Here is a 25,652-nt window from a genome sequence, read left to right on the forward strand (position 1 = left end):
TCAAACGTAATCTTTCTTTATAAGCAAAGCTATTAAATCAATAATTCTGGAACAATACCCAGTCTCATTGTCATACCATCCGATGATTTTCACCATTTTACCAATAACGGAAGTCATCAAAGAATCAAACGTACAAGAATGGTAACTATTGTTTATATCGATGGAAACAATAGGGTCTTCGGTGTAAAAAAGGATGTTTTTAAGTTCATTTTCGGCATAACTCTTAAAGGTAGCATTAATTTCTTCAATGGAAGTCTCCTTTTTTACATTAAAAGTGATATCGGTCAATGAGCCGTTGGGGACGGGTACCCGTATGCCACATCCGCCAATTACATCGGACAGTTCCGGGAATATTTTGGTCAACGCCTTGGCAGCTCCGGTGGTAGTGGGAATAATGGATTGTGCGGCCGCTCTGGCACGCCTCAAATCGCGATGTGGGGCATCGTGAAGGCTTTGGTCCGAGGTGTAGGAATGTATGGTGGTAATATACGCCTGTTCTATACCGCAAAGCTCGTTCACCACCTTGATCATGGGAGCGGCATTGTTGGTGGTACAGGATGCATTGGAAATAATATGGTCTTGGGCCTCAATGTCGCCTTCATTCACCCCAAGGACCACCATTTTAATGGCGTCATCTTCCGGGGGAACGGAAAGAATCACCTTTTTGGCCCCATTTTTCAGGTGAAAGGCCAATTGCTCCTCTTTTTTGAACTTTCCGGTCGCTTCTACCACAACATCCACATTATGGGCTGCCCAGTCAATATCTTGGGGATGGTTGTGGTTCAATACGGCCACTTTTTTACCATTGACCACAAAACCATCTTTTTCTGGAGTGACATCAGCATGGAATCTCCCATGGATGCTATCATATTTTAAAAGATGGGCCAGGGTAGGGGCATTGGCCAGATCGTTGATGGCCACCACCGAAATATGGGGATGGTCCTGTAATAATCTAAATAGGGTTCTGCCAATACGTCCGAAGCCGTTGATGCCAAGGGAAATCTGTTTCATGAAGGGCGATGTAGTAATAGGTTATGGCTAGTGAATGTGCTTATGGGCTTTGTAGGAAGACCGCACAAGAGCGCCACTTTCCACATGTCTAAAGCCCATTTCCAAGCCTATTTCCTCATATTTTTTGAATTGCTCTGGCAGAATGAACTGCTTTACGGGCAAGTGTTTTTTAGAAGGCTGCAGGTATTGCCCGATGGTGACCACATCCACATCAGCTTTTCTTAGGTCCTCCATGGTGGCAATGACTTCATCTTCCTCTTCGCCCAATCCCAGCATGATGCCGGATTTGGTTCGGTTGGCCCCATTTTTCTTCAAATACTCCAATACGCCCAAGCTTCGTTCGTATTTGGCCTGTATCCTGACCTCACGGGTAAGCCTTTTTACGGTTTCCATGTTGTGGGAGATGACTTCGGGGGCTACCTCCAAAATCCTGTCCAGATGGGTTTCAATACCTTGAAAATCAGGAATAAGGGTTTCAAGTGTGGTTTCAGGGTTCATGCGTCGTACCGCCTTTACGGTTTCGGCCCAGATAATGGAACCCATGTCCTTGAGGTCATCCCGGTCCACCGAAGTGAGCACGGCATGTTTAATGTTCATGATCTTGATGGAGCGGGCCACTTTTTCAGGTTCCGCCCAATCCACGGTCTCGGGTCTTCCGGTCTTTACGCCACAAAATCCGCAGGAACGGGTGCAAATATTCCCCAAAATCATAAAAGTAGCGGTGCCCTCTCCCCAGCACTCACCCATATTGGGGCAACTTCCCGAGGTACAGATGGTATGGAGGTCATATTTGTCCACCAAACCCCGTAGCTGGGTATATTTTTTGCCCGTAGGGAGTTTTACCCTAAGCCATTTGGGTTTTCCCTTGGGTGGTAAAACGCTTTCTGCTACACTTGTGCTCATACCTAAAATTTGAACTACAAAGATACGAAACTGGAAAGGAAACTTTAAGCGTAGAAAGCGCTCACTTTTTTTTGATGATTTCGGCCAAAAGTTTCTTGGCCCGCAGGAGCTTTACCTTGATGTTGTTCACCGGTTCGTTGAGTTCCTTGGCGATGGCGGCATAACTCAACTCGTTAAAATATCTCAGGTTGATTACTTTTTGATAATGGGGCTTCAATTTTTTGATGTCCTGTAACAAGTTTGCCAAATTTTGTTCCGTGATCAGTTGATCTTCCACGGTAGGGGTGTCGTCCAAAACCTTTTTCACCTCATCGCCTTGGGATTCCATTTCGTCCAAAAGACTGCGTTTTCTCTTTCGGATAAGGTCTACATGCAGATTTTTGGAAATGGTGATGAGCCATGTTTTGAACTCATAAGTCTCATCATAGGTATTTATTTTATCGAAAGCCCTGGAAAATGTACGGATGGTGATATCTTCGGCGTCATTTTCATTTTTGGTGCGCAGTAATTGAAAACCGTAGACATCGTTCCAAAAAGTGTCCAAAAGTGCACTAAAAGCAATTTGGTTTCCTTCCTTTGCTTTTAGGATATTTTCTTTAATGGACTTTTCGGTCTTCTCCAAAAATGTGACTTTGTATTGGCAGGATCAATGTATGATCATTGCGCTGGAACGGAGTCTTTTTTGCATTCTTGTTCATCGGGCATTTTTCCACAAAAACCACAGGCTTCACCTTCTTTGTTCAAAAATGGGTTTTGACTGGCGCAGGTACCTGCGAACTTACCGTCTTTTTTGCCCCAAATTTTTATTGCGATTCCAGCAAAAGCCAATGCCAAAAGACCAATGGTCAATAATGCTAACTTCATGTTCCAACTTTTTTACAAAGGTACAAAATACGTATATACAAAGCGGAAATTGGGGAATACTTTAAGAAAACCGCCTAATAGTTGATATTGGCCACAATGTTTTCCACCGATGGGGAGGTATTGCCTCCTTTGGGCTCCACGGTAATGTAGCTTACAGCCTTGTCCGCATAGGGAAGTGCCAATAGTTTGTCCTTCTCGTCAAACTGTTTGATCACTCCCAAGTTTACCAATTCCCCATTCACTTCGGCCCACATTTGGAAGCATTTGTTCTCCGGTAGGTTGGGCACATTGCTCACATTGATGTATGAAAGTTTTTTAACGGGGTTGATATAGGCAATGGCCTTAAGTTCCTTGCCTTCCCTCTTGCCATTAACGGCGTATTTTTTTGTGTCCGGGTTATTAAGAACAATGAACTGGTTTCGCATGTCTTCCAGCTGGTTCTTCATATTGTCTTCCAAATACTTGATTTTGTTGGTGACCAAGGTATTTTCTTGTTGAAGACTTTTGTTTTGGTTCCAGAAGAATACGGAAGAGCCCGCAAACAGCATAATGGCGACACTGGCTGCAACAGCATACCTGTAGAATCTTCTACGTACCATTTTTTCCTTTTTGGCACTGGAAACAATAATTTCTTTGAGCCCTTCAGGTGTTTTTCGGGCATACATTTTGGCGAAAGTCTCCAAATTGTCCTGAAGTTCATTATAGGTTTCCCTTACTTCAGGATACATGGTGATGTACCTTTCAGCCTTTAAGGTCTCTTCTTTTGTGGTATCTCCCAAAAGATACTTTTCCAGTATGTCGGAATCCAGAAATGTTTTTACTTTTTCTTTCATGGCGTAAAATTTAGTAAGGGGAGCAAGGCCAATGCCGTACCGTAAATCTTTCCAAGTTCCCTAAGGCCAATCTTTAATCTTGACTTTATGGTTCCCAAGGGGATATCCAATTCTTCACTTGCTTCCTGTTGCGTCATTCCCTCAAAAAACAAGGCCTCTAAAACAATTCGGTACTTAGGCTCTATCTTTTTAAGGTTGTCCTGGATATCCAGATGTTCGGGGCTCATGCCACTCACTCCTAAGTTATATACGTCCGAAACGTCTATTTGGACTTCCTTGTCCGCTTTATTGTTTACACTTCTTAATTTATCAATGGCGGTGTTTCGGGTTATTCGGAACAACCAGGTGAAAAGTTTTGCTTTTGAAGCGTCGTAGGAATCTGCTTTTTTCCAGATTTTAATAAAACTTTCCTGAAGCACATCCTGTGCCAATTCTTCATCTTTTACCACCTTGTAGGCCACACCATATAGGGTATCCCCGTAATTTTCATACAACAGGGATATGGCCTTATCGTCCCTTTCGGCCAAGAGTGAAACAATATGTCTTTCAATCAGTGTGCTCATCAACGATGGTTTATGGTAAAATTTTTAAGGGGCAAAAATCTAAAATAGGTTTTTCGTCGTATATACTACAGCGCTAAGTTAGAAAAAGCATTTTTGGTTGGCGTTGAAAAGAAAATCAAAAAGGTTTCGGCCTTTACGATATACATAAATTTGGTTAGTTTGGTTTGGTATAACCCCTGTTTTTGATTTATCAATGCAGGGGTTATTTTATGATATTGACCTCAGGCTGGATCTTGATGTTGAATTTTTGAGCCACTTCTTTTTGTATAAGTTGTGACAATTTTAGGATGTCTTCGCCAGTGGCATTTCCGTAGTTTACCAAAACAAGGGCTTGCTTTTCATGTACTCCGGCATTCCCAAATCGTTTTCCTTTAAAACCTGCTTGCTCAATAAGCCATCCAGCTGGAATCTTAAACTCCTCTTCATCCACCTCATAATGTGGGGCCTCTGGATGTTTCTTGATGAACCTTTCAAAGGCCTTTTTAGATATGACCGGATTTTTGAAGAAACTTCCACTGTTTCCCAATACTGCTGGGTCTGGCAATTTACTTTGCCTTATGGTGATGACCGCATCGGATATGTCCCTGATGGTGGGATAAACAATGCCATTTTTTTTCAATTCAGCCTCAATGGCCCCATACCCCGTGTGCAGGACATGGTCCTTTTTGGTAAGTTTTAGATGTACCGAGGTAATGATGTATTGACCCTTGGCCTCATTCTTAAAAATGGAATCCCGATATCCAAATTTGCAGGCTTCATTATCGAAACTTACAAGTTCTCCGGTTTTTATCTCCATGGCGGTACAGCTTACAAAAACATCCTTGAGTTCTACACCATACGCCCCAATATTTTGAATGGGGGCCGTACCCGTGTTGCCTGGGATCAAGGATAGATTTTCCAATCCACCATAACCTTTTTCCAAGGTCCATTGTACCAATCCGTGCCAGTTTTCACCGGCCATGACCTTTATTTTAACCTCATCTTCGTTTTCTTCAGCAATGGTGATGCCCTTTAGGTTGATATGTATCACAAGCGCATCGATATCCTTGGTAAGCAACATATTGCTTCCTCCGCTAATGATGAACTTTTTGGGATAGGATTTCAACTCCAATACTTTTTGGAGTTGCACTAGGCCGGTAATTTCAACAAAATAGCGGGCCTTGACATCAATACCAAAGGTATTGTAGGCCTTAAGGGATATGTTTTCCTGAATGTTCACCTAATTGTTGTACACTTTAAGCGCTTTGCCCAATATCTGGACCGCCTTTACAAGTTGGTCTTTTTCCAGCACATAGGCAATCCTTATTTGGTTTTTTCCCAATCCTGGCGTGGCATAAAATCCGCCTGCAGGGGCCACCATGACCGTATTGCCATTCATTTCAAATTTTTCGAGTAGCCATTGGGCAAAATCATCGGCATCGGCAATGGGAAGCTCTACCACGCAATAAAAAGCACCTTGCGGGACGGCTACTTTTACCCCTTCCAGTTTTCTAAGCTCAGCAATCAAGATGTCACGGCGCGATGCGTATTCAACAATGACCTCATCAAAATACGACTGCGGCGTCTCCAAGGCGGCCTCACTGGCTATTTGCGCAAATGTTGGTGGGGAGAGTCGGGCCTGGGCAAATTTAAGGGCGGTCTGGATGACCTCCTTGTTTTTGGATACCAAGCAACCTATCCGGGCTCCGCACATGCTATAGCGTTTGGAAACGGAATCGACCACAATGGCATGGTCCTCTAGACCTTCTTCCTGTAAAATGGAATGGTGCTGTCTACCTTCATAGGCAAATTCGCGATACACCTCGTCTGCTATCAGAAATAGATTGTGTTTTTTTACCAAAGCGGCCAGTTGTTGTATTTCTTCCTTGCTGTACAAGTACCCTGTTGGGTTCCCAGGGTTACAGATAAGGATGGCCTTGGTCTTTTCAGATATCAATTTTTCAAAATCAGCGATAGGGGGAAGGGCAAAATTATTTTCCAAGGTGGAAACTATCGGCACCACCTTGACGCCCATGGCCGTGGCAAATCCGTTGTAATTGGCGTAGAAAGGTTCCGGGATGATAATTTCATCGTTGGTATCCATAATACTTCCCATGGCAAAGGAAAGAGCTTCGGAACCTCCAGTGGTCACAATAATGTCCTTGGTGGTGACATGAATGTCTTTCTTGGCATAGTAAGCGGCAATTTTTTCCCGATAAACTTCGGAACCCTCCGTCATACTATAGGCCAATACCTCCACGGTATGGTTACGCACGGCATCCAAGGCCACTTTCGGGGTCTTGATGTCCGGTTGCCCAATGTTGAGGTGGATCACATGAATCCCTCTTTTCTTGGCGGCCTCGGCATACGGGACCAATTTACGGATTGGGGAAGCAGGCATAAGCCTTCCTTTTTCAGAGATACTTGGCATGTACTGATATTTTAGGCAAAAATGCTAAAACCCGCACTTGAAAACAACAGATTTGGGCATTATTTACACGGTTATTGGAATGTTAAATACGACTCGTTGTCTTTGATAATTTTGTATATTTCATAAGGATAACCCTTTAGAAGTAAGGAAATTGAAAAAAGGACTATACTTTTTTGTGCTTCTTTTTGTTGTGGCGCCCCTTTTGGTTTCGGCGCAAAAGTTTAAAATGCCCAGACACAAGAAGTTTCAAAAAGTAAAATTCGAACTGATTAATAACCTTATCATCATCCCCGTGCAGATCAATGGATCCGATCTTACCTTTGTTTTGGATTCTGGGGTGAGCAAACCCATTCTTTTCAACCTTTCCGGTCAGGATTCCATTTCCATCAACAATGTTTCCGAAGTGACCATAAGGGGATTGGGAGACGGTGAACCTATGAAGGCACTGAGTTCAATGGGGAATGTGTTCAGTTTGGGGGATGCAGAGAATTATTCGCAGGACCTGTATGTGGTTTTGGATAAGGGTATCAATTTCTCACCTTCGTTAGGCATTCCTGTACATGGTATTTTGGGTTTTGAACTGTTCCGGGATTTTATTGTGGAAATCAATTATGGGGCAAAATATATCAAACTCCATAATCCAGAGCACTATGTGCACAGGCAGGGCAAAAAAGCACAAACCCTTCCGTTGTCCATTATCAAAAGAAAGGCTTATGTGGAAGGCACCGTTCTGATCAAGGATTCCGAGAACATACCAGTTAAATTGCTTGTGGATACGGGAAGTAGCGATGCACTTTGGTTGTTCCATCAACCCGAAAAAGGCTTGGAGATTCCTGAGAAAAATTATGAGGATTATCTGGGAAGAGGGTTAAGCGGTGATATTTTTGGAAAACGGACCAAGGTCAATGGAATCAAAATTGGGGATTTTGAACTCAAGGAGGCCAAAGCAGCTTTTCCATATCGTGAATTCTTTGGGCTTATTGATAATTTGGGGGACAGAAACGGCTCGGTAGGAGGAGAGATATTAAAACGTTTCAATTTTGTTTTTGATTATGCCAATGGGGAGGTGACTATTAAAAAGAACGGGAACTTCCGTGTGCCGTTCCAATACAATTTGGCCGGAATTGAACTCCAGCATAATGGATTGCGGTACATTGCGGAAAGTATAGCAGGTGTTGGCGGCGTGGTAAGTTCAGAAAAGAATGCTTCCTTTGGAAATGTACAGATTCTACTGGAAAACAAAACCAAATTGAGTTTAGTGCCCGAAATCGTAGTTTCCGGGATACGGGCGGGAAGCCCTGCTGCTGAGGCTGGACTACGTGAAGGAGATGTGATTTTGGCGGTAAACGGTAGGCGGGTTTATCAGTATAAACTCCAAGAAGTGTTAAAAATGCTCAATGAAAAGGAGGGAAAGCGTGTTCGTGTGCTGATTGAACGTTATAATAAGGACTTACTGTTTTCCTTTGTCCTTAAAAAAGTCTTTGACGATTAAAAACAAAAAACCTCGAAAAAATAACTTCTCCGAGGTTTGTAGTACTATAATTTTCTTTTTTCTATTTGGCTCCCTCAGCCTTTACCGTACCTTTTATTTTTAGGATTTTGGTAGGTGTATCCGCATTGGAGGTTACCGTAATGGCCTTTCTAATGGGGCCAACCCTATTGGTATCGTACTTTACTTGGATTTGACCGGTTTTGCCGGGCAAAATGGGATCTTCAGGTTTTTTGGGGATAGTACATCCACAGCTAGATCGTACATTGCTGATTACCAATGGAACAGATCCGGTATTGGTGAATTCAAACACGCGAATTCCATCACTTCCTTTGGCAATTTCACCATAATCAATGGTTTCACTTTTAAACTCGATTTTTGCTGTTCCTTCTTGGGCATAAATTCCTAATGAAAGAAGACCAACAAACAACAGAAGTACAGTTTTTTTCATTTTTTTTGGTTTTGGGTGGATTTCAAATGTAGCTGATTCAATAGCTGCATCCAAAATTCTTTTGTTATGTAATAACGTTACTTATTTTTGTTTCGTATTTCAAGATTGGCTTTCATTCAGGAATAGCATAAAATTAACATGGTGCTTACCTTGAATTTGAACCAATCCATACCCTTAATTACAAAAACTGTACCGAAAAATGGAGATTCCATCAAAATATGAGCCCAATAGGGTTGAAGCGAACTGGTATGACTACTGGATGAAACACGATTTCTTCAGTTCAAAACCAGATGAAAGAGAGCCCTATACCATTGTTATTCCCCCACCCAATGTTACTGGGGTGTTGCATATGGGGCATATGCTCAACAATACCATACAGGATGTCCTGATCCGAAGGGCAAGACTTTTGGGTAAAAATGCGTGCTGGGTACCCGGTATGGACCATGCCTCCATTGCAACAGAAGCCAAGGTGGTGGCTAAGTTGAAAGAGGAAGGGATTCATAAAGCTGACCTAACCAGGGATGAATTTTTAAAACATGCCTGGGATTGGACCAATGAATATGGAGGGGTCATCCTTCAGCAATTGAAAAAATTAGGCTGTTCCTGTGATTGGGATCGCACCAAGTTCACCATGGATGACGATATGTCAGCCTCAGTAATCAAAGTTTTTGTGGATCTGTACAATAAAGGGCTCATTTACAGGGGCTATCGTATGGTGAATTGGGATCCAGAGGCCAAGACCACTTTATCCGATGAAGAGGTGATTTATGAAGAGAGACAGGGTAATCTGTATTATTTGGCTTATGCCATTGAAGGTTCCGATGAGAAGGTCACTATTGCTACTACACGACCCGAGACCATTTTAGGGGATACCGCCATCTGTATCAACCCCAATGATGAGAGATATCGCCATTTGAAGGGCAAAAAGGCCATTGTGCCCATCTGTAATCGGGTCATTCCGATCATTGAGGACGAATATGTGGATGTGGAGTTCGGTACCGGGTGCTTAAAAGTGACCCCGGCCCATGATGAGAATGATAAAAACCTTGGGGAAAAGCACAATTTGGAGGTCATAGATATTTTCAACGAAGATGCCTCCTTGAATTCCTTCGGAATGCACTACGAAGGCAAGGACCGTTTTGTGGTTCGGAAGGAGATTTCCAAAGAGTTGGAAGAAAAGGGGTATTTGGTGAAGACCGAGCAGCATACCAATAAGGTGGGAACATCCGAACGGACCAAGGCGGTGATAGAGCCCCGACTTTCCGACCAGTGGTTCCTGAAAATGGAGAAATTGGCAAAACCGGCCCTTGATGGGGTGTTGAAGACAAGGGATGTAAAGCTATATCCCCAAAAGTTTGAAAATACCTATCGCCATTGGATGGAAAATATCCGCGATTGGAACATTTCTCGACAATTGTGGTGGGGACAACAGATTCCTGCCTATTATTTTGGAGACGGACAGGACGATTTTGTAGTGGCCGAGACCAAGGAAGAAGCGTTGCAACTGGCCAAATCCAAAAATCCAAACATCCAAGCATCCGATCTACGCCAAGATGCCGATGTTTTGGATACTTGGTTCTCATCATGGCTATGGCCCATTAGCGTTTTTGGGGGTATTTTGGAACCTGAAAATGAGGAGGTAAACTATTATTACCCAACCAGCGACTTGGTCACTGGACCGGACATTTTGTTTTTCTGGGTGGCGCGGATGATCATTGCCGGATATGAATACAGGGATGAGAAACCCTTTGAAAATGTGTACCTGACCGGTTTGGTACGTGACAAGCAACGTAGGAAAATGTCAAAATCCCTCGGAAATTCACCGGATGCCCTCAAATTGATTGAGGATTTCGGTGCGGATGGGGTTCGTGTTGGACTTTTGTTGAGTTCCGCTGCGGGCAACGATTTGTTGTTTGATGAGGCCCTATGCCAACAAGGCGCCAACTTTGCCAACAAGGTTTGGAATGCCTTCCGATTGGTAAACGGATGGGAAGTGGCCGATTTGCCCCAACCCGAAGCGGCCAAGACAGGGATAGAATGGTATACCACCAAGTTTAACCAGACGTTGGCGGAGATTGAAGATCACTTCTCCAAATACCGTATTTCAGATGCTCTGATGGCTACCTATAAGTTGGTTTGGGACGATTTCTGCTCGTGGTTGCTCGAAATTGTAAAGCCGGCCTATCAACAACCCATAGACAGGGCAACCTATGATGCCGTTATCCATTTGTTTGAGGAAAATTTGAAACTCTTACACCCCTTTATGCCATTTTTAACCGAGGAAGTGTGGCAGCATACCGCAGAACGTACCCCGGAAGAGGCATTGATGGTATCCAACTGGCCCAAAGCCCAAAAAGTGGATACGAAGTTGATTGCTGATTTTGATTTTGCCGCCGAAGTGATTTCGGGTATACGCACCATCAGAAAGGAAAAGAACATTCCCCAAAAGGAAACTTTGGAGCTTTCTGTCTTGAACAGCGAGGGAGCAGGTACTGGGATGGATGCCATTATTATCAAATTGGCCAATATCTCCCAAATACAGACTGTGGATACTGGTTTGGATGGTGCCTTGAGCTTTCGGGTAAAGAGCAACGAGTACTTTATTCCGATCAGTGGGGCCATTGATGTGGAGGCCGAAATCGAAAAAATCAATGAAGAGTTGAAATACACCCGTGGATTTCTACAATCGGTACAAAAGAAATTGGGCAACGAACGCTTTGTGAACAATGCCCCAGAACAAGTGGTGGCCATAGAGCGTAAAAAAGCCGCCGATGCCGAGGCCAAGATCGAAACTTTGGAGAAAAGCTTGGCCAGTTTAGAAAACTCCTAGGTAGGGTAGAGACTTTTACTGTTTTCATTCCCATTTTGTCAATCAGTTGGGGATGAGTGTTTTACTTTTTCATATATTTAATACTATGGAATCGTATGCCACTGCCTTGTTGTATGCCATCCCCTTTTTTGTGGGGTTGGTACTTTTTGAGGTCCTTTACGGGTATTTCGCCAAAAAGCAGATGCACAATGTCATGGACACCGTGAGCAGTCTTAGCTCCGGGCTTACCAATGTGGTAAAGGATTCATTGGGATTAGGGGTTATCATAATCAGCTATCCATTTTTGTTGGAGCATTTGGCCCTTACGGAAATCAAGACTACGTGGCTGGTTTGGGTAGTGGCCTTTATTGTACTGGATTTTGCGGGCTATTGGAACCATAGATTGAGTCATCATATCAACTTTTTTTGGAACCAGCATGTCATCCACCACAGTAGCGAGGAGTTCAATCTTGCCTGCGCCTTGCGGCAACCCATTTCCAATTTATTGGGATATTACGCCCTTTTGTTGATTCCTGCTGCTCTTTTGGGTGTTCCCAACGAAGTTATCGCCATTTTGGCTCCTATCCATCTGTTTGCCCAATTTTGGTACCATACCCAGCATGTGGGTAAGATGGGTTGGTTGGAGTATGTTATTGTTACTCCATCCCAGCATAGGGTCCACCACGCCATCAACAAAGAATATATTGACAAAAATCTTGGACAGATTTTTTGTGTTTGGGACCGGATGTTTGGAACGTTCCAAGAGGAAATGGAGGATGTGCCACCACAATATGGCGTATTGAAGCCAGCCCATACCTGGAATCCTGTCATCATCAATTTTCAGCATTTATGGCGTTTGATAAAGGATGCATGGCGGACCAAGAGCTATTGGGACAAGCTGAGGATTTGGTTTATGCCCACAGGTTGGCGCCCTTCGGATGTCAAGGAAAAGTACCCTGTGGAGATTATTGAGGATGTATACCATTTTGAAAAATATAGACCAGAGGCTTCCAATGCGTTAAAGGGATATGCCATCTTCCAAATGGCGGCTACCACGGCCTTGATGCTTTTTATGTTCTACAACTATTCCGCAATAGGCTTTGATGGATTATTGCTTTTTGGGGCCTTCGTTTTTGTTGGAGTCTACGGCTACACCACCTTGATGGACCGTAAATCCTACGCCATTTGGATCGAGGTGATTCGAAGTGTGTTGGGCTTGGCTCTTATTTATGGTACACAGGATTGGTTTGGAATAAATGCCTATGCTTCCGTGGGTAGTCTTTTGGTGGCCCTGTACTTTGTTGTTACCATTTGTGGGGCGATATACTTTACCTATTTTGAAAAAAGCTATTCTACTCCTTTGGTGTCCTAAAGTTTTTTTACTTCAGATTCCACTAGGGCGATATATTTTTCCATAGCCTCTTTTACAGTAATGTTTTGTGCCTGAAAAAGGGCATTGGCCTTAAAGGCATTGATCAATGGGGTTCTACTTCCAGGGTTATCAAAATTTTTGTTGGCTACCTTAAAGTAGGCGTACAATTTCAATAATAAGTCGGCAGGTAGAGGTTCTGTGTACCCATTTACATAGGCCACTGCCTCATCAAAACGGGTATGTAGTTCCTCATCAATCATCCTGTTTGCGTATTGAGGCGATACAGGTTCTGGCCCCGACAACTTTTTGCCCAAGCTTTACCGTGATATTGCAGTCCAAAGGCAATAGAAGGTCTACCCGGGAGCCAAACTTGATGAATCCGGCATCCTGTCCTTGGGTTACTTGTTCGCCTTCCTCTGCATAGTTTATGATGCGTCTGGCCATGGCCCCTGCAATTTGTCGATACCCTATTTCACCAAATTTCGGGGTATGCAGCACTACCGTGGTGCGTTCGTTTTCTGTACTGGATTTTGGGTGCCAAGCCACCAAATATTTACCGGGATGGTATTTGGAGTAGGTGATGGTACCGCTGGTAGGGTAACGGGTCACATGCACATTTACTGGTGACATAAAGATGGAAACCTGCCTCCGTTTTTCCTTAAAATATTCGGGTTCGTCAACCTCTTCAATGACCACCACTTTGCCATCCACTGGGGCTAAAATGTCATCAAAATTTGGGGTGACCAACCGTTTGGGGTTTCTAAAAAACTGCAATATGGCAACGAGAAGGACAAGTGCTGCTATCTGTATGGTTAACCGAAGCCACTCCACTTCAACATAAAATTGAGCAGCAAGAATTGCAGCGACCACAATAAAAAAAGTGATGATGATAATTTTTTGTCCCTCTTTATGAAACATAGGAAAAGATATTAAGTACCAAATAAGCAAAAGGGGCTGCAAATACAAGACTGTCCAAACGATCCCAAATACCTCCGTGACCCGGTAAAATGGCCCCACTGTCCTTTACGCCTGCCACACGCTTGAACTTGGACTCCAAAAGGTCTCCCAGACTTCCTGCGAACACGATTACCGTGGCCAGGACCATCCACTGCACAACAGTTAGTTTAGTTTCGTAGAACGACATGATGTATGCTGCCGCCAGTGCAAAAATAAGACCTCCAATAGAACCTTCAATGGTTTTTTTTGGAGAAACTGAAGGAAATAGTTTGGTGCGGCCCAAAGTACGCCCTGTTAAATAGGCAAACGTATCATTGACCCATATCAAAATAAAGATGCCCGTAATGAGAAATTGTGCAAAACCATCTTCCTTGTACGGGATCATGGTAAGAAAGATGCATCCGCCGCCAATGTAGAGCACCGCGATGATAAACTTTTGTAATTCGGTAAATTTCCTGTCTTTTTTGGAGAAGAGGAACATGAGCAGGGCCATATCCACCGTAATGGTCAACAGCATTAAAATAGTGATCAAGGTACTGTCCTGAACCAAATAGATATATGCCCACCACAATGCCAAATAGGCCACGAAAATGTAATATCCCTTTAAACGGACAATTCTCTTGAACTCGGCCAAACAGGCCAGACCAAATGCCATAAAGAGAAAATCAAAAGCGTCTGAACTTAAAAAAACCGCTCCCAACAGAAGCACCACATAGATGATTCCCGTTATGGAACGCCTGAGGATTTCTTTCATGTAATCAATAGTCTTCTAAAAGCAAAAGATAGACATTTTTTGAGGCACTTCCATAGGAAAGAAAATCATCTTTGTTTTCCGGTGTGGGTTGGAAGTGTTTGAGTGTGGTGATATTGTTCGGGATATTTTTGCCGTATTTTTCCTTGATGATCTTTAGTGCCTCGCTAATGGAATCCACCAACTGGCTTGTAGTACCGAAGACGATTAGGTTGGAAGGCAATTCGTCCAACTTTTTTTCCTTGATTTGGTTGGAGCATACCAAGATGGATCCGTTGTGGGCCACCAAATGTTCGCAGGTGGTGAAAAAAATTTCACTTTCCTGACGATTTTCCGTGAATGCTATCTTTTCCGAAGAAAAGCGGGTCTCCAGTCGAGGGTCCAGACTATAGAAAAGATGATTTTGCCAATCGTTTTCGGAGATGATGCTCTTTAAAGCTTCGGATACTTCGGAAAAGTCCTCGCAGTAAATAAACTTGCCCCCGTTTTTCTTGAAGTAGATGGTGAACTTTTCGTCCACGGGAATTTTTAGATCGGGCATATGGTCCCCACGGGTTTCCACAGTTTCCTTTGAAACCTTTTTGCCTCCTCCAAAAAGTTTGCTAAAAACTCCCATTTATTTAGTTCGTATACATTCTACTTCGATAGTTGCCAATTGATGTTATTTAACAGGCTCTGGTTCTAACTCCTCTTCTTCTTTTTCAAAAGGGCGTCTTCCAAAAATCTTTTCCAAATCGTCCTTAAAGATAACCTCTTTATCCAAAAGTCTTTCTGCCAGTTCGGTAAGCTTGTCCTTATTGTCTTGCAACAATTTGATGGCTCTTTGGTACTGCTCTTCGATCATCTTGGATATTTCCAAGTCAATTTTTTGGGCAGTTTCCTCACTGTACGGTTTGGTGAACCCATATTCGTTCTGGCCAGAGGAATCATAGTAGGTGATATTTCCCAACTTATCGTTAAGACCATATATGGTAACCATGGCCCTAGCTTGTTTGGTCACTTTTTCCAAATCGCTCAAAGCTCCGGTGGATATTTTGTTGAAGATGACCTTTTCAGCGGCCCTACCCCCCATGGTGGCACACATTTCATCCAACATCTGTTCGGGACGTACAATAAGTCGTTCTTCAGGTAAATACCATGCGGCGCCAAGGGATTGTCCCCTTGGAACAATGGTTACTTTTACCAAAGGCGCTGCGTGTTCCAACATCCAGCTTACCGTTGCGTGGCCAGCTTCGTGGAACGCAATGGTCTTTTTCTCCTCTGGGGTAATGATCTTGTTTTTCTTTTCCAATCCGCCCACAATTCGGTCCACGGCATCCAAGAAATCCTGTTTGGTGACCGCTTTTTTCTCTTTTCGGGCTGCGATCAGGGCAGCCTCGTTGCAGACGTTGGCAATATCGGCTCCGGAGAAACCAGGGGTTTGTTTTGCCAAGAAATCCAAATCCAGGGTCTCGGCTGTTTTGATGGGCCTAAGGTGTACCTCAAATATTTCTTTACGCTCATTAAGGTCCGGAAGGTCAACATAGATTTGACGGTCAAAACGTCCGGCACGCATCAACGCCTTGTCCAATACATCGGCACGGTTGGTAGCGGCCAATACAATTACGTTGGTATTGGTGCCAAAACCATCCATTTCGGTCAAAAGCTGGTTCAATGTATTTTCACGTTCGTCATTGGAGCCGGTGAAATTGTTCTTTCCACGTGCTCTACCAATGGCATCGATTTCATCAATAAAAATGATGGCCGGGGATTTGTCCTTGGCCTGTTTGAAGAGGTCTCGGACACGAGAGGCCCCTACACCCACGAACATTTCCACAAAATCGGAACCGGATAGTGAGAAGAAGGGCACTTTGGCCTCTCCTGCCACAGCCTTGGCCAAAAGGGTCTTACCCGTTCCCGGAGGGCCTACCAAGAGGGCGCCTTTCGGAATCTTACCTCCCAGTGAGGTGTACTTGTCAGGATTTTTGAGGAATTCCACAATTTCCTGTACTTCTTCCTTGGCACCTTCCAGTCCGGCTACATCCTTGAAGGAAGTTCGGGTATCTGTTTTTTCGTCGAAAAGCTTTGCTTTGGATTTTCCAATATTGAAAATCTGTCCACCTGCACCGCCACTTGCACCACCTGACATTCTACGCATCAGGTAAATCCATATTCCTATGATCAGTGCAAAGGGGAGTAGGGATAGCAGTAGCTCGCCCAATACGTTGGATTCCGTGTCGAATTCAACAATGGTATCAAGGTTGTTTTCTTTTTTGATTTCGGTAATCTCGTTCTGGAAAATTTGCAGGTCACCATAGTCCAATACATATTGGGGCACCAAGCCGGCCGAAGGGAACAGCGGTTTTTCCGCTACACCTTTATGGACGTCTTTTTTCAGGGCCTCTTCCGTGAGGAAAACTTTGGCCTGACGGGTATTGGTAATGATGATGATCTTGGAGATATCACCGTTTCGCAAGTATTCCTGTAATTCGGACGTAGTGGTTTTTTCGGTATTGGAGAAACTGCTTCCGCCAAAAAATTGAAAGCCTATGATCAGTGCAATGACCACACCATAGATCCACCACGAACTAAAACGAGGTTTTTTAGGGGTATTTGAATTGTTTTCGTTTGCCATTTTTTTTAAGAATTGTAGCTGCTCTCCACCATGGTGACCTTGGCATCTCCCCAAAGTCCTTCAATGTCATAGAATTCCCTGATGTGTTTTTGAAATACATGTACCACAACATTTACATAGTCCATCAATACCCATTCTGCGTTTTCAGAACCTTCAACATGCCATGGTTTGTCATGGATGGCTTTGCTGACGGTTTTTTGGATAGAGGAAACAATTGCGTTTACATGCGTGTTGGAAGTACCATTGCAGATGATGAAGTAGTCGCAGACCGTATTTTCGATTTCCCTAAGATCAAGTAGATTTATGTCAACACCTTTAACTTCTTCAATCCCGTGTAAAATCAAGGCAATCAGTTCATCTGCGCTAGTTTTCGTTTTCTGCATTCAAAAATTTTAGTTTTTACAAAGTTATATTTTTTTTGTTTTCTTAGCCTTAGATTTTAACATATCATAAAGGCGTACCACATTGGGAGAACAATCACGGATAATCAAACTTGATGCCACGGACTCCACAAATCAGTATTTAAAGGATTTGTTGCAGACCAAAAATGCTTCGGATTTTACCGTGGTCGTCGCCAAAAAACAGCTCAAAGGAAGAGGGCAAATGGGGGCTACTTGGCAATCTGAAGAAGGTAAAAACCTTACTTTCAGCGCTTTAAAAAAGTTTAATTCTTTTTCGACAGAGCACCAGTTCAATTTGAACATTGCAGTGTCCTTGGCTGTTTGTGATGTTCTGAACACCATGGATCTTCCCAATGTCAGGGTGAAATGGCCCAACGACATTCTGTCAGGTTCATCAAAAATATGTGGCATTTTAATCGAAAATATTCTTAAAGGTCAGGAAATTCAATATTCCATTATCGGGATTGGCCTTAATGTGAACCAAACTTCTTTTGATAATTTGGACAAGGCGGCATCCATGCATACCATTAGTGGCCGCGTTTTTGACTTGGATGAGCTATTACATCTGATTTTGGATAGCATGAAACACCGTTTATTGGATATTGAAGACAAAACCATTGCCGAGCTTCTTCCCGAGTACGAACAGCATTTATTCCGAAAAGACAAACCCTCCACGTTCACCAATAGCAAAGGGGAGAGGTTTATGGGGTTTATCCGGGGTGTTTCGGAAACAGGGAAGCTTGTCCTGGAGTTGGAGGACCATATTTTTAGGGAGTACGACCTAAAAGAAGTATCCCTGCTTTATTGACCTATTTTATCCAAGTTGGAGGATAGGGTCTGCATGAAGTTGGTGATGGGCGATTTGATCATCATGGCCATCATGGCATTGAATTCTCCTTCAAAGTTCAGCGCCACTTCACTTTCATGATCACCCAAAGAAGTAATATCACCTGTCAAGGTAAACGGCAATTTGTCGCTGGCAGCTCCCAAAACCACTTTCTCATGGGGGATTTGCTCCTTCAACCTTAGCGTGATTTCTGGCATGCCCTTTAAGGCAAACTTGAAGGTTTTTTCATCCAAGACCTCAAATTTGTCAATATTACTGGGCATCAAGGTTTCAAAATTTTTGATATCGGAAAGAAAATCAAAAACTTCCTTACCACTTTTGGCCACTTTCTTTTTAGGGACTTCAATGTGCATTTTCTGGCTTATTTCCATTGCTGTGGATCAACCCTCCACTGCAATAAGGTTTTTAATTGTGATTCTTTGATATAATGTGTTTCAGAAGCTTGTTCTATGAGATGATCATAGTCGGAAAGGGTGTGTAGTTCCACATCTTCCTTTTCAAAGTTGTCCGTGGCTACTGGAAAACCATAGGTAAAAATGGCCACCATACCTTTTACGTGGGCACCCTGTTCTTTCAAGGCCTTGACCGCATTCAGGCTACTTTTTCCCGTGCTGATCAAGTCTTCAATGACCACTACATTCTGGCCGTGTTCCAGATATCCCTCGATTTGGTTTTGCCTTCCATGGGATTTGGGTTCCGGTCGGACATAGATGAATGGGAGGCCCAAGGCTTCGGCCACCAAAATGCCAATTCCAATGGCGCCTGTGGCCACACCTGCGATCACATCGGGTTTGCCATAGAGGTTTTCAACTTGTTTGGCCATCTCTTCCCGTACAAAATTCCGTATTTCAGGGTAGGAGAGCATGACCCTGTTGTCGCAATAAATTGGGGATTTCCACCCAGAAGCCCATGTGAACGGATTTTCGGGTTCCAACTTAATTGCATTAATTTGTAACAGCAGTTCAGCTGTTTTTTTTGCGATTCCCTTATCTAAAACCATTGCGCAAATGTATGAAGTTTTTGTAAATGAATCTCCACTGATTTTAACAAACAAGCGTCCGGATAAATCCAATGGAAGCCTTTTTTCCATGGATGGTGATTCTATTTTAAAGGCTATAGAGAAACTGGCCAAAGGGAAGCTGGACAAAGCGTATCTCTATCATCCCGATGGGGACGAGATCTTAAAGATGTTTCGCCATAAAATCCCTGTGGTGGTGGCTGGTGGTGGATTTGTCGTTAACCCAAAAGGCAAGGTGCTCTTTATCTATCGAAATGGAAAATGGGACCTGCCCAAGGGCAAAGTGGATAAAGGGGAATCTGTTGAAAATGCCGCCATTAGGGAGGTTGAGGAAGAGACCGGTGTTTCGGGACTGGCCATTGAACGGTTTCTGCGAACCACCTACCATATTTTTAAGAGAAATGGGGAATATCGTTTGAAGGAAACCCATTGGTTTGTAATGTCCACTTCGTTTACGGGCAAGTTGGTCGCTGAAAAATCGGAGGGCATATCCAAAGTAAAATGGAAAGGCCGAAGAAAGACCAAAAAGGCCTTGAAAAATTCTTACGCCAATATTGAGATCCTGTTTGAAGATTGGGAATGGGATTAGTCCCGGTCCAATATTTTTGAGGCTTCGCTATTTTTCTCAATACGATAGACCGGGTAGTTCAGATAGGCATCTTCCAAATATTTGGACTGTTGGAACAACCAATCCAATTGCGCATACCAATTTTCTGAAAATTCCGTATCCAATGCTTTCTTGGCCATAAAATTCTGTCGTAATACGGAATCCTTCACCAGCATATCCTTGGCTACATCTTCAAAGACATAGGGAGAAAAGCCTTCTTTTTGCTGGAGGACCGTATCAAAGAAGTTCCAATTGAAAAAAGAATCCACGCCTTGGGGTTCCAAGGTTTCCAAAATGTACCTGATCCCAGGTTGATGGGTGGGAATGACCACATCACCCGCATTAAAATGGACTATTTTAGTGCAACTGGTCACTTGGGTATTAAAATGGGGATAATGCCCTTCGTAAGGATTTTTACGGGTTTCATACTCCAGGATTTTATACCCGTTGACGGTAAGTGAAGTATCCTTGTCCAGTCTAAAATAACGGATGTTATTGGCTTGCAATCGGTCCATGACCTTCTCCCAGCTTTTCTTGACCACGTAGGCATCAGGCACGGTAATGGTATCCTTTGGGTAGTAGTAATTCCGATATACGGTTTCTTTGGTAAAGGGTTTGGTCCGGTCGTATTTTAAACGGGGAAGTCCGGTTACCTCGCTCAAGAGGCGTTCTGCTTCATATCCTTTGAATTGTAGTACAGAGGTTTGCGTGGTATCTACCTGCCAGGAGAAATAATACTGGGAAAGTCCAAGGTTCTCTTCATGGGTCTGTTTTCGTAGCTCCTTGATGGTGTCGTATTGTTTTTCCACCAGCTGTACAAGACTTTCCATAAGCTGATAGGTGCCTTCCACACGTTGGTCGTAGGGTTTTAGCATATGGGTCTCCACCATAAGTCCAAGGGTGTTCCAAAGCGAGGTGTAGCCTGTGGAGTATCTGGGATGGTCCATAAACTGGCTAAAACCCATTTCCGGTGGAACGTTGAAGACGTTTACATAGGGGGTAATGTCCCATTCTTTGTCCGCCAGGGACTTTTCCAGTCCCGGCATAAATTCTTTATGGAGGTACTGCCCTAAATTTCCACCCAATTTATTGTGCTGTGTGAACAAATGGGTCAGGGTATATTGATAATCCGCTCCGTTGCTCACATGGTTGTCCACAAAGACATCAGGTTTTACCCTGTGGAAGATGCTGGCAAAACCTTGGGCGTTTTTGGTATCCATTTTAATGAAATCCCGGTTCAGGTCGTAGTTACGGGCATTGCCCCGAAACCCGTATTCCTTTGGACCGTTTTGGTTGGCCCTTGAGGTTGAATTTCGGTTGAGGGCACCCCCAATGTTGTAAACGGGTATGGTGACCAATACGGTATTCTTTGGACTGGGCAGTGCTTTGGTGGCCAAGTCCCTGTACAGTAGCATGGTGGCGTCAATTCCATCACTTTCTCCGGGATGAATACCATTGTTGATCAGGATAATGGCTTTTTCCTTTCGGACATTCTCCAAGTTAAAATCCCCATCGGGGTTAAAGGTGACCATGTGTAATGGGTAACCACTATCGGTACTGCCTATCGTATGTATGTTGATTTGGGGGAAATCCCGTGCCAATCGCATATAAAATGCAATGGTTTCTTCGTAAGTCGCGGTTTCCTTGCCTTTTGAAGCTTCAAAAAAAGTTTGGTAAGAAGCGGCCTCATCCTGTTTTTGGTTTTCACAGGACAGACAGGTGATAAGTAGGGCAAAAAAGACAATGTACTTTTGTGCTATGCTAAATTCCTTATTGATCAATACCACTAAAAAACGCTGTTAGTAAACCTAAAAATACGGAATATTATGGTCACGATGCCAAATCTATACTTTCCAGGTCCGAAATCTCTATCTTAAAAATAGGCTTGTTCTTGTAGTTTAGACCATGCGGGCATCTATTTTTGAATTCGGTCCACTTTTGGTAATCCAAGGGGTCTATGGATGAGGTGATCATGTTTATGGTTATGTGCTCCTTGATATCCATTGAAATGAGCTCTTCCAAAAAATCCCATCCATCCATTATGGGCATGTTGATGTCCAAAAAAATCACTTCTGGAATGTCCTCCCCGTTTTCTATCCGTTTTTTAAGGGCATCCACCGCTTCCTTTCCATTTTCAAATATTTGGATATCGTCACAAATACAAACGGGTTTCAGCATCTTTTTGATGCCAAAAACAGTTATGGGATCATCGTCCACAATAAACATGCTGTTAACTTTCTTCATTAAAATACACATTGAATGTTGTACCCTTATCTACTTCACTTTTTGCGGTAATGCTACCACCCATGGCCTCAATTTGGTTTTTGATGATATATAATCCTAGACCTCGGGCATCCTTGTTATTATGAAACGTTTTATATAGTCCAAATATTTTGCCGCCGTACCGTTCCAGATCAATTCCAAGACCATTGTCTGAAACGCTGAACACCACATACTTGTCGTGCTTCTTGGCATTGATAGTGATTACGGGATTTCTTTCAGGGCTCTTGTACTTGACTGCATTGGTCAGTAAATTTACGATGATACTGTCCAAATAGGAGCTGCAGGCAGAAACACAAAGATCTTTGTCAACATGGTTGATGACCTCTACTTGGTTTTTTTCCAAAAGGGCCGATAGACTTTGCTGTACCTTGACAATGTTGTCATGGAGGTTGAGCGGACTCTTTTCCAGATTTACATTGGTGTTGATGTCGATGACCTCGTTCAGGTTGTCCAAGGTTTCCAAAAGACGGTCAGAAGCTTGTGAAAGCATTTTTAGGATATGCTCTTTTTCCCTTTCATCATCCTCATTGATAAGGAACTCCAATAACATTGAAAAATTCGCGGAATGGGACCTAAGGTTGTGGGAAACGATATGCGCAAAATTGATCAGCTTTTTGTTCTGTACCGAGGTAATATTGATAAGGTTCCTCAGTTGGTCCTCTTTTTTCTTGAGGGCCGTAATGTCCATACTGATGCCAATAAGCCCATTGATCTTGCCTTCATCATCAAAAAGTGGGATTTTGGAGGTTAAAAAATTGGTGTACTCCCCATCTTTTTTTATGCTGATGGTTTCTTTTCCCAAAATAGGTTTTAGGGTTCGGATAACTTGAAGGTCTTCATCCCGTGATGTCTTTGCAACTTCAGGGTCATATAGGTCAAAATCGGATTTCCCTATCATTTCTTCGGGCTTCTTGCCCAGATACTCACATTCTGCCTTGTTGACCAGAATTTTTCTGGAATCCAGATCTTTTGCAAAAATGTTCAAGGGAATATTATCGATCAGGGTATGGAGCAATTGCTCATTTTCCCGGGTCTTTGTTTCGGCCATTACCTTATCATGGATGTCTTGGAAGGTTCCAAAGACTTTTACGATCTCCCCATCCTTTTTAATGGGTTTGCCTGCGGCCTTTATCCATCGTTCTTCCCCTTTGGCAGTTATTATTTGAAGCTTTTGGTTAAAAGGGGTTCCCTGGGTCATTACCTGATGGAACAACATCGAAATCTTGTTGCGGGAATATCCTTGTTTATAAAAGGCTATGGCCTCACTTACCTCGGGTTGGTAGGATAAAGGTACTTGATGGATTTTTTTGGTTTCTTCGCTCCAGTACAGTTGTTCGGTTTCAATATGGTATTCCCAATTGCCAACATTCAGTACTTCAGATTGTGCCTGCAGCAATGTGTTCACCCTTTCCAGTTCCAGTTCCTTTTCCACCAATCGGGTGATGTCATCGGTTTGCACTATGGTGCCCATCAAGTTTTCCTTTTCATCAAACCATGGGGAAAAGGTGCTTTCAAACCATTGCCCAGATGCACCTGTGGTTTTGTGGTGTCTTATGGTGTGTGATGTACTGTCCTTTAAAGATGCTTGCAGGTCAATGTTCTCGACCATGTCCGAAAACAATTCAAAGATGTTGATGTCCATGCAGGACTTGGCTTGAATATCAAAAATATCGAGCCAAGAATCCGAGGCATCCATCAAAATACCTTTGGTATCCGCAAAGGCGGTTGCCTTGGGCAATTGCTTTAGCAAATAATGTTGGGCAATTCGTTCAACTGCTTTCAATGTACGGGGTCGTTAGGGGAACTTCTCGTAATTAAGAAATTTCTGACCAATTTATAGGTATTGACATTTATCAATAATTATTTGTTGTGAAAAGTTCCGAAACTGTTGTTTTTGGGAAAAAAAATAGGGTTTGAAAGTTTTTTTGTGGGACTTTAATTAGGAAAAACGTTGCGGAATTGTAAGATTTAGTGATAAACTATCATGATTTTACCACTACCGTTTCGGGGACCAATCCGGTGTAATCACCACCGTTTCTAATAACATCCCGTACAATGGAGGAGCTTATGTAGGATTTTCCTGATGAGGTCAATAAAAAGACCGTTTCTATCTCGGAGAGTTTTCTATTGGTATGGGCAATGGCCTTTTCGAATTCAAAATCTGCAGGATTGCGGAGTCCCCTCAATATAAAGTCCGCTCCAATTTTTTTGCAGAAATCCACAGTAAGGCCCTCGTAGGTGAGTACCTTGATCTTGGGCTCGTCCTTAAAGGCCTCCTTGATGAATTGGGTGCGTTCCTCCAAGGAGAACATGTACTTCTTTTCGGCATTGATTCCTATGGCAATGATCAATTCATCAAATAGGGTAATGCCCCGTTTGATGATATCGTAATGCCCAAGGGTAAGTGGGTCAAAAGATCCTGGAAAGATAGCGCGCCTCATGATGGGAAAGTTTGCTTAAAAATACAGATTTTCTATCGCAATGCCTCTACAATGGCACTGTCAAATAATTGATCCAATGAAATACCGGCCGTCTTGGCCTGTTGGGGCAAGAGACTTTCCTCTGTGAGTCCGGGAGTGGTGTTTACCTCCAAAAGGTGGGGGACATCCCCAATAAAGATAAACTCGCTACGGGTATAGCCCTTCATTCCCAAAGTTTTATAGATAAATTCGGCCAAAGCCCTGACGTTGGCTTCTTGGGTTTCGGATATCCGGGCCGGGGTAATCTCTTTGGATTTCCCTTGGTACTTGGCCTCATAATCAAAAAAATCATTTTCTGAAATGATTTCCGTAATGGGGAGCACGGTAACGGCATTATTGTACGTGATCACTCCCACGGAAACTTCGGTTCCGTCCAAAAAAGATTCAATGATTACCTCGTCATCTTCCTTAAAAGCTGCTGATAAAGCTTTGGTAAGCTCTGTCTTTTGGTACACCTTGGAGACCCCATAACTGCTTCCGGCCCTATTGGCCTTAACAAAACAGGGAAGTCCAACCTTTTCCACGATGGCATCTTCATCGATTTCCTGTCCATGGTTCACGTAGTATGAAGTAGCACAATGCACGCCATAAGGCTTTAAGGTACTCAACAAGTCCCGCTTGTTGAAAGTCAAAGCAGACTGATAGTGGTTACAGGAAGTTTGTGGAATTCCCAATAGCTCAAAATAAGCTTGGAGCAGTCCATCCTCACCAGGTGTGCCATGAATCGCGTTGAAAACACATTCGAATACAATTTTCCCGCCTTCAGGTTGAATACTGAAATCAGATTTGTCTACAGGAAATTCCTTGTTAGAATCATCCAGATACACCCACTTTTCCTTGGTGATCACAATCCGATAGGAATTGTATCGCTCTCTGTCCAAATACTTATGGACCACGTTACCGCTCTTTATGGATATGGCGTGTTCACTGGAGTAACCGCCCATGATAATGGCAATGTTTTTTTTCATCAGCTTGTCGAATATCGCGAT

Annotated in this window: 27 protein-coding genes; 5 read left to right on the forward strand and 22 right to left on the reverse strand. The window is 43.2% G+C overall.

Features of this window, described 5'->3' with window-relative positions; translation table 11 throughout:
- From gap to ACPD8L_RS16445, 8 genes are all read right to left on the reverse strand, one after another.
- On the reverse strand, window positions 1–1,011 hold the full coding sequence (gene gap, locus ACPD8L_RS16410; RefSeq protein ID WP_423944674.1) for a type I glyceraldehyde-3-phosphate dehydrogenase: 1,011 nt from the start codon (window positions 1,009–1,011) through the stop codon (window positions 1–3).
- Window positions 1,012–1,038: 27 nt separating this feature from the next.
- Window positions 1,039–1,914 carry a lipoyl synthase gene (gene lipA / locus ACPD8L_RS16415; RefSeq protein WP_116217479.1) on the reverse strand — a complete coding sequence of 292 codons (876 nt, stop codon included), beginning with the start codon at window positions 1,912–1,914 and terminating at the stop codon, window positions 1,039–1,041.
- Window positions 1,915–1,975: 61 nt separating this feature from the next.
- A complete protein-coding gene (locus ACPD8L_RS16420; protein ID WP_116217480.1) occupies window positions 1,976–2,536 on the reverse strand; it encodes an RNA polymerase sigma factor in 561 nt (186 codons plus the stop codon).
- A 35-nt stretch (window positions 2,537–2,571) separates the two neighbouring features.
- Window positions 2,572–2,778 carry a membrane or secreted protein gene (locus ACPD8L_RS16425; protein WP_116217481.1) on the reverse strand — a complete coding sequence of 69 codons (207 nt, stop codon included), beginning with the start codon at window positions 2,776–2,778 and terminating at the stop codon, window positions 2,572–2,574.
- Between the two features lie 74 nt (window positions 2,779–2,852).
- Window positions 2,853–3,611 (reverse strand): anti-sigma factor domain-containing protein, encoded by a 759-nt coding sequence (locus tag ACPD8L_RS16430; RefSeq protein ID WP_116217482.1) that lies wholly within the window; start codon window positions 3,609–3,611, stop codon window positions 2,853–2,855.
- Window positions 3,608–4,174 (reverse strand): RNA polymerase sigma factor, encoded by a 567-nt coding sequence (locus ACPD8L_RS16435; protein WP_116217483.1) that lies wholly within the window; start codon window positions 4,172–4,174, stop codon window positions 3,608–3,610. The genes ACPD8L_RS16430 and ACPD8L_RS16435 overlap by 4 nt, the downstream gene beginning before the upstream one ends.
- 202 nt (window positions 4,175–4,376) lie before the next feature.
- Window positions 4,377–5,393 (reverse strand): UDP-N-acetylmuramate dehydrogenase, encoded by a 1,017-nt coding sequence (murB, locus tag ACPD8L_RS16440; protein ID WP_423944680.1) that lies wholly within the window; start codon window positions 5,391–5,393, stop codon window positions 4,377–4,379.
- Complete coding sequence (locus tag ACPD8L_RS16445) at window positions 5,394–6,584, reverse strand: pyridoxal phosphate-dependent aminotransferase (protein WP_116217485.1); 1,191 nt, start codon at window positions 6,582–6,584, stop codon at window positions 5,394–5,396.
- A 226-nt stretch (window positions 6,585–6,810) separates the two neighbouring features.
- Between ACPD8L_RS16445 and ACPD8L_RS16450 the strand changes: the two genes are divergently transcribed.
- On the forward strand, window positions 6,811–8,076 hold the full coding sequence (locus ACPD8L_RS16450; protein ID WP_293302527.1) for a PDZ domain-containing protein: 1,266 nt from the start codon (window positions 6,811–6,813) through the stop codon (window positions 8,074–8,076).
- 61 nt (window positions 8,077–8,137) lie between these two features.
- Here the strand turns inward: ACPD8L_RS16450 and ACPD8L_RS16455 are convergent, their stop codons facing one another.
- Entirely contained in the window at window positions 8,138–8,524 is a 387-nt protein-coding gene (locus ACPD8L_RS16455) for a DUF1573 domain-containing protein (RefSeq protein WP_116217486.1), read from the reverse strand.
- Window positions 8,525–8,723: 199 nt separating this feature from the next.
- Between ACPD8L_RS16455 and ACPD8L_RS16460 the strand changes: the two genes are divergently transcribed.
- Together ACPD8L_RS16460 and ACPD8L_RS16465 are read left to right on the forward strand one after the other, a co-directional pair.
- The gene (locus tag ACPD8L_RS16460) at window positions 8,724–11,354 is read left to right on the forward strand and encodes a valine--tRNA ligase (protein WP_423944684.1); all 2,631 of its coding nucleotides are present in this window, start codon (window positions 8,724–8,726) and stop codon (window positions 11,352–11,354) included.
- Window positions 11,355–11,439: 85 nt separating this feature from the next.
- Window positions 11,440–12,705 carry a sterol desaturase family protein gene (locus ACPD8L_RS16465; RefSeq protein WP_423944687.1) on the forward strand — a complete coding sequence of 422 codons (1,266 nt, stop codon included), beginning with the start codon at window positions 11,440–11,442 and terminating at the stop codon, window positions 12,703–12,705.
- Here ACPD8L_RS16465 and ACPD8L_RS16470 read toward each other — a convergent pair.
- Genes ACPD8L_RS16470 through rsfS form a run of 6 tightly spaced genes read right to left on the reverse strand, consistent with a single transcriptional unit; the run spans window position 12,702 to window position 17,410 of the window.
- Window positions 12,702–12,965, reverse strand: a complete 264-nt coding sequence (locus ACPD8L_RS16470; RefSeq protein WP_116217489.1) for an acyl-CoA-binding protein — start codon at window positions 12,963–12,965, stop codon at window positions 12,702–12,704. The genes ACPD8L_RS16465 and ACPD8L_RS16470 overlap by 4 nt on opposite strands.
- The gene (locus ACPD8L_RS16475) at window positions 12,958–13,623 is read right to left on the reverse strand and encodes a phosphatidylserine decarboxylase family protein (protein ID WP_423944689.1); all 666 of its coding nucleotides are present in this window, start codon (window positions 13,621–13,623) and stop codon (window positions 12,958–12,960) included. Before ACPD8L_RS16475 ends, ACPD8L_RS16470 begins: the two co-directional genes overlap by 8 nt.
- Window positions 13,613–14,416, reverse strand: coding sequence for a phosphatidate cytidylyltransferase (locus ACPD8L_RS16480; RefSeq protein ID WP_423944692.1), 804 nt, complete (start codon window positions 14,414–14,416; stop codon window positions 13,613–13,615). Before ACPD8L_RS16480 ends, ACPD8L_RS16475 begins: the two co-directional genes overlap by 11 nt.
- 4 nt (window positions 14,417–14,420) lie before the next feature.
- Window positions 14,421–15,029, reverse strand: coding sequence for an LUD domain-containing protein (locus tag ACPD8L_RS16485; RefSeq protein WP_116217492.1), 609 nt, complete (start codon window positions 15,027–15,029; stop codon window positions 14,421–14,423).
- A 45-nt stretch (window positions 15,030–15,074) separates the two neighbouring features.
- Window positions 15,075–17,027 (reverse strand): ATP-dependent zinc metalloprotease FtsH, encoded by a 1,953-nt coding sequence (gene ftsH, locus ACPD8L_RS16490; protein WP_116217493.1) that lies wholly within the window; start codon window positions 17,025–17,027, stop codon window positions 15,075–15,077.
- A gap of 5 nt (window positions 17,028–17,032) precedes the next feature.
- On the reverse strand, window positions 17,033–17,410 hold the full coding sequence (rsfS, locus tag ACPD8L_RS16495; protein WP_116217494.1) for a ribosome silencing factor: 378 nt from the start codon (window positions 17,408–17,410) through the stop codon (window positions 17,033–17,035).
- An 82-nt stretch (window positions 17,411–17,492) separates the two neighbouring features.
- Between rsfS and ACPD8L_RS16500 the strand changes: the two genes are divergently transcribed.
- Window positions 17,493–18,236 carry a biotin--[acetyl-CoA-carboxylase] ligase gene (locus tag ACPD8L_RS16500; RefSeq protein WP_293302505.1) on the forward strand — a complete coding sequence of 248 codons (744 nt, stop codon included), beginning with the start codon at window positions 17,493–17,495 and terminating at the stop codon, window positions 18,234–18,236.
- Here the strand turns inward: ACPD8L_RS16500 and ACPD8L_RS16505 are convergent.
- Both ACPD8L_RS16505 and pyrE read right to left on the reverse strand, forming a co-directional pair.
- Window positions 18,230–18,628 (reverse strand): SRPBCC family protein, encoded by a 399-nt coding sequence (locus tag ACPD8L_RS16505; RefSeq protein WP_293302501.1) that lies wholly within the window; start codon window positions 18,626–18,628, stop codon window positions 18,230–18,232. The two genes, ACPD8L_RS16500 and ACPD8L_RS16505, sit on opposite strands and share 7 nt — an antisense overlap.
- A gap of 8 nt (window positions 18,629–18,636) precedes the next feature.
- Complete coding sequence (gene pyrE / locus ACPD8L_RS16510) at window positions 18,637–19,275, reverse strand: orotate phosphoribosyltransferase (RefSeq protein ID WP_116217496.1); 639 nt, start codon at window positions 19,273–19,275, stop codon at window positions 18,637–18,639.
- Window positions 19,276–19,282: 7 nt separating this feature from the next.
- Here pyrE and ACPD8L_RS16515 point away from each other — a divergent pair, with 7 nt between their 5' ends.
- Window positions 19,283–19,882 (forward strand): NUDIX hydrolase, encoded by a 600-nt coding sequence (locus tag ACPD8L_RS16515; protein WP_421808901.1) that lies wholly within the window; start codon window positions 19,283–19,285, stop codon window positions 19,880–19,882.
- Here ACPD8L_RS16515 and ACPD8L_RS16520 read toward each other — a convergent pair.
- The 5 genes from ACPD8L_RS16520 to ACPD8L_RS16540 all read right to left on the reverse strand — a co-directional run bounded on the left by ACPD8L_RS16520 (window position 19,879) and on the right by ACPD8L_RS16540 (window position 25,631).
- Window positions 19,879–21,687 (reverse strand): M14 family metallopeptidase, encoded by a 1,809-nt coding sequence (locus ACPD8L_RS16520; protein WP_423944699.1) that lies wholly within the window; start codon window positions 21,685–21,687, stop codon window positions 19,879–19,881. The two genes, ACPD8L_RS16515 and ACPD8L_RS16520, sit on opposite strands and share 4 nt — an antisense overlap.
- Window positions 21,688–21,730: 43 nt before the next feature.
- Window positions 21,731–22,144, reverse strand: a complete 414-nt coding sequence (locus ACPD8L_RS16525; RefSeq protein WP_293302492.1) for a response regulator — start codon at window positions 22,142–22,144, stop codon at window positions 21,731–21,733.
- Window positions 22,131–23,966, reverse strand: a complete 1,836-nt coding sequence (locus ACPD8L_RS16530) for a PAS domain-containing sensor histidine kinase (RefSeq protein WP_423944702.1) — start codon at window positions 23,964–23,966, stop codon at window positions 22,131–22,133. Before ACPD8L_RS16530 ends, ACPD8L_RS16525 begins: the two co-directional genes overlap by 14 nt.
- Before the next feature lie 199 nt (window positions 23,967–24,165).
- Complete coding sequence (coaD, locus tag ACPD8L_RS16535; protein ID WP_116217499.1) at window positions 24,166–24,624, reverse strand: pantetheine-phosphate adenylyltransferase; 459 nt, start codon at window positions 24,622–24,624, stop codon at window positions 24,166–24,168.
- Between the two features lie 32 nt (window positions 24,625–24,656).
- Window positions 24,657–25,631: a D-alanine--D-alanine ligase gene (locus tag ACPD8L_RS16540; protein WP_423944705.1), complete on the reverse strand. Its 975-nt coding sequence runs from the start codon at window positions 25,629–25,631 to the stop codon at window positions 24,657–24,659.
- Window positions 25,632–25,652 lie beyond the last annotated feature (21 nt).

It is taken from the genome of Flagellimonas algicida (assembly GCF_049629585.1).
GTDB lineage: Bacteria > Bacteroidota > Bacteroidia > Flavobacteriales > Flavobacteriaceae > Flagellimonas.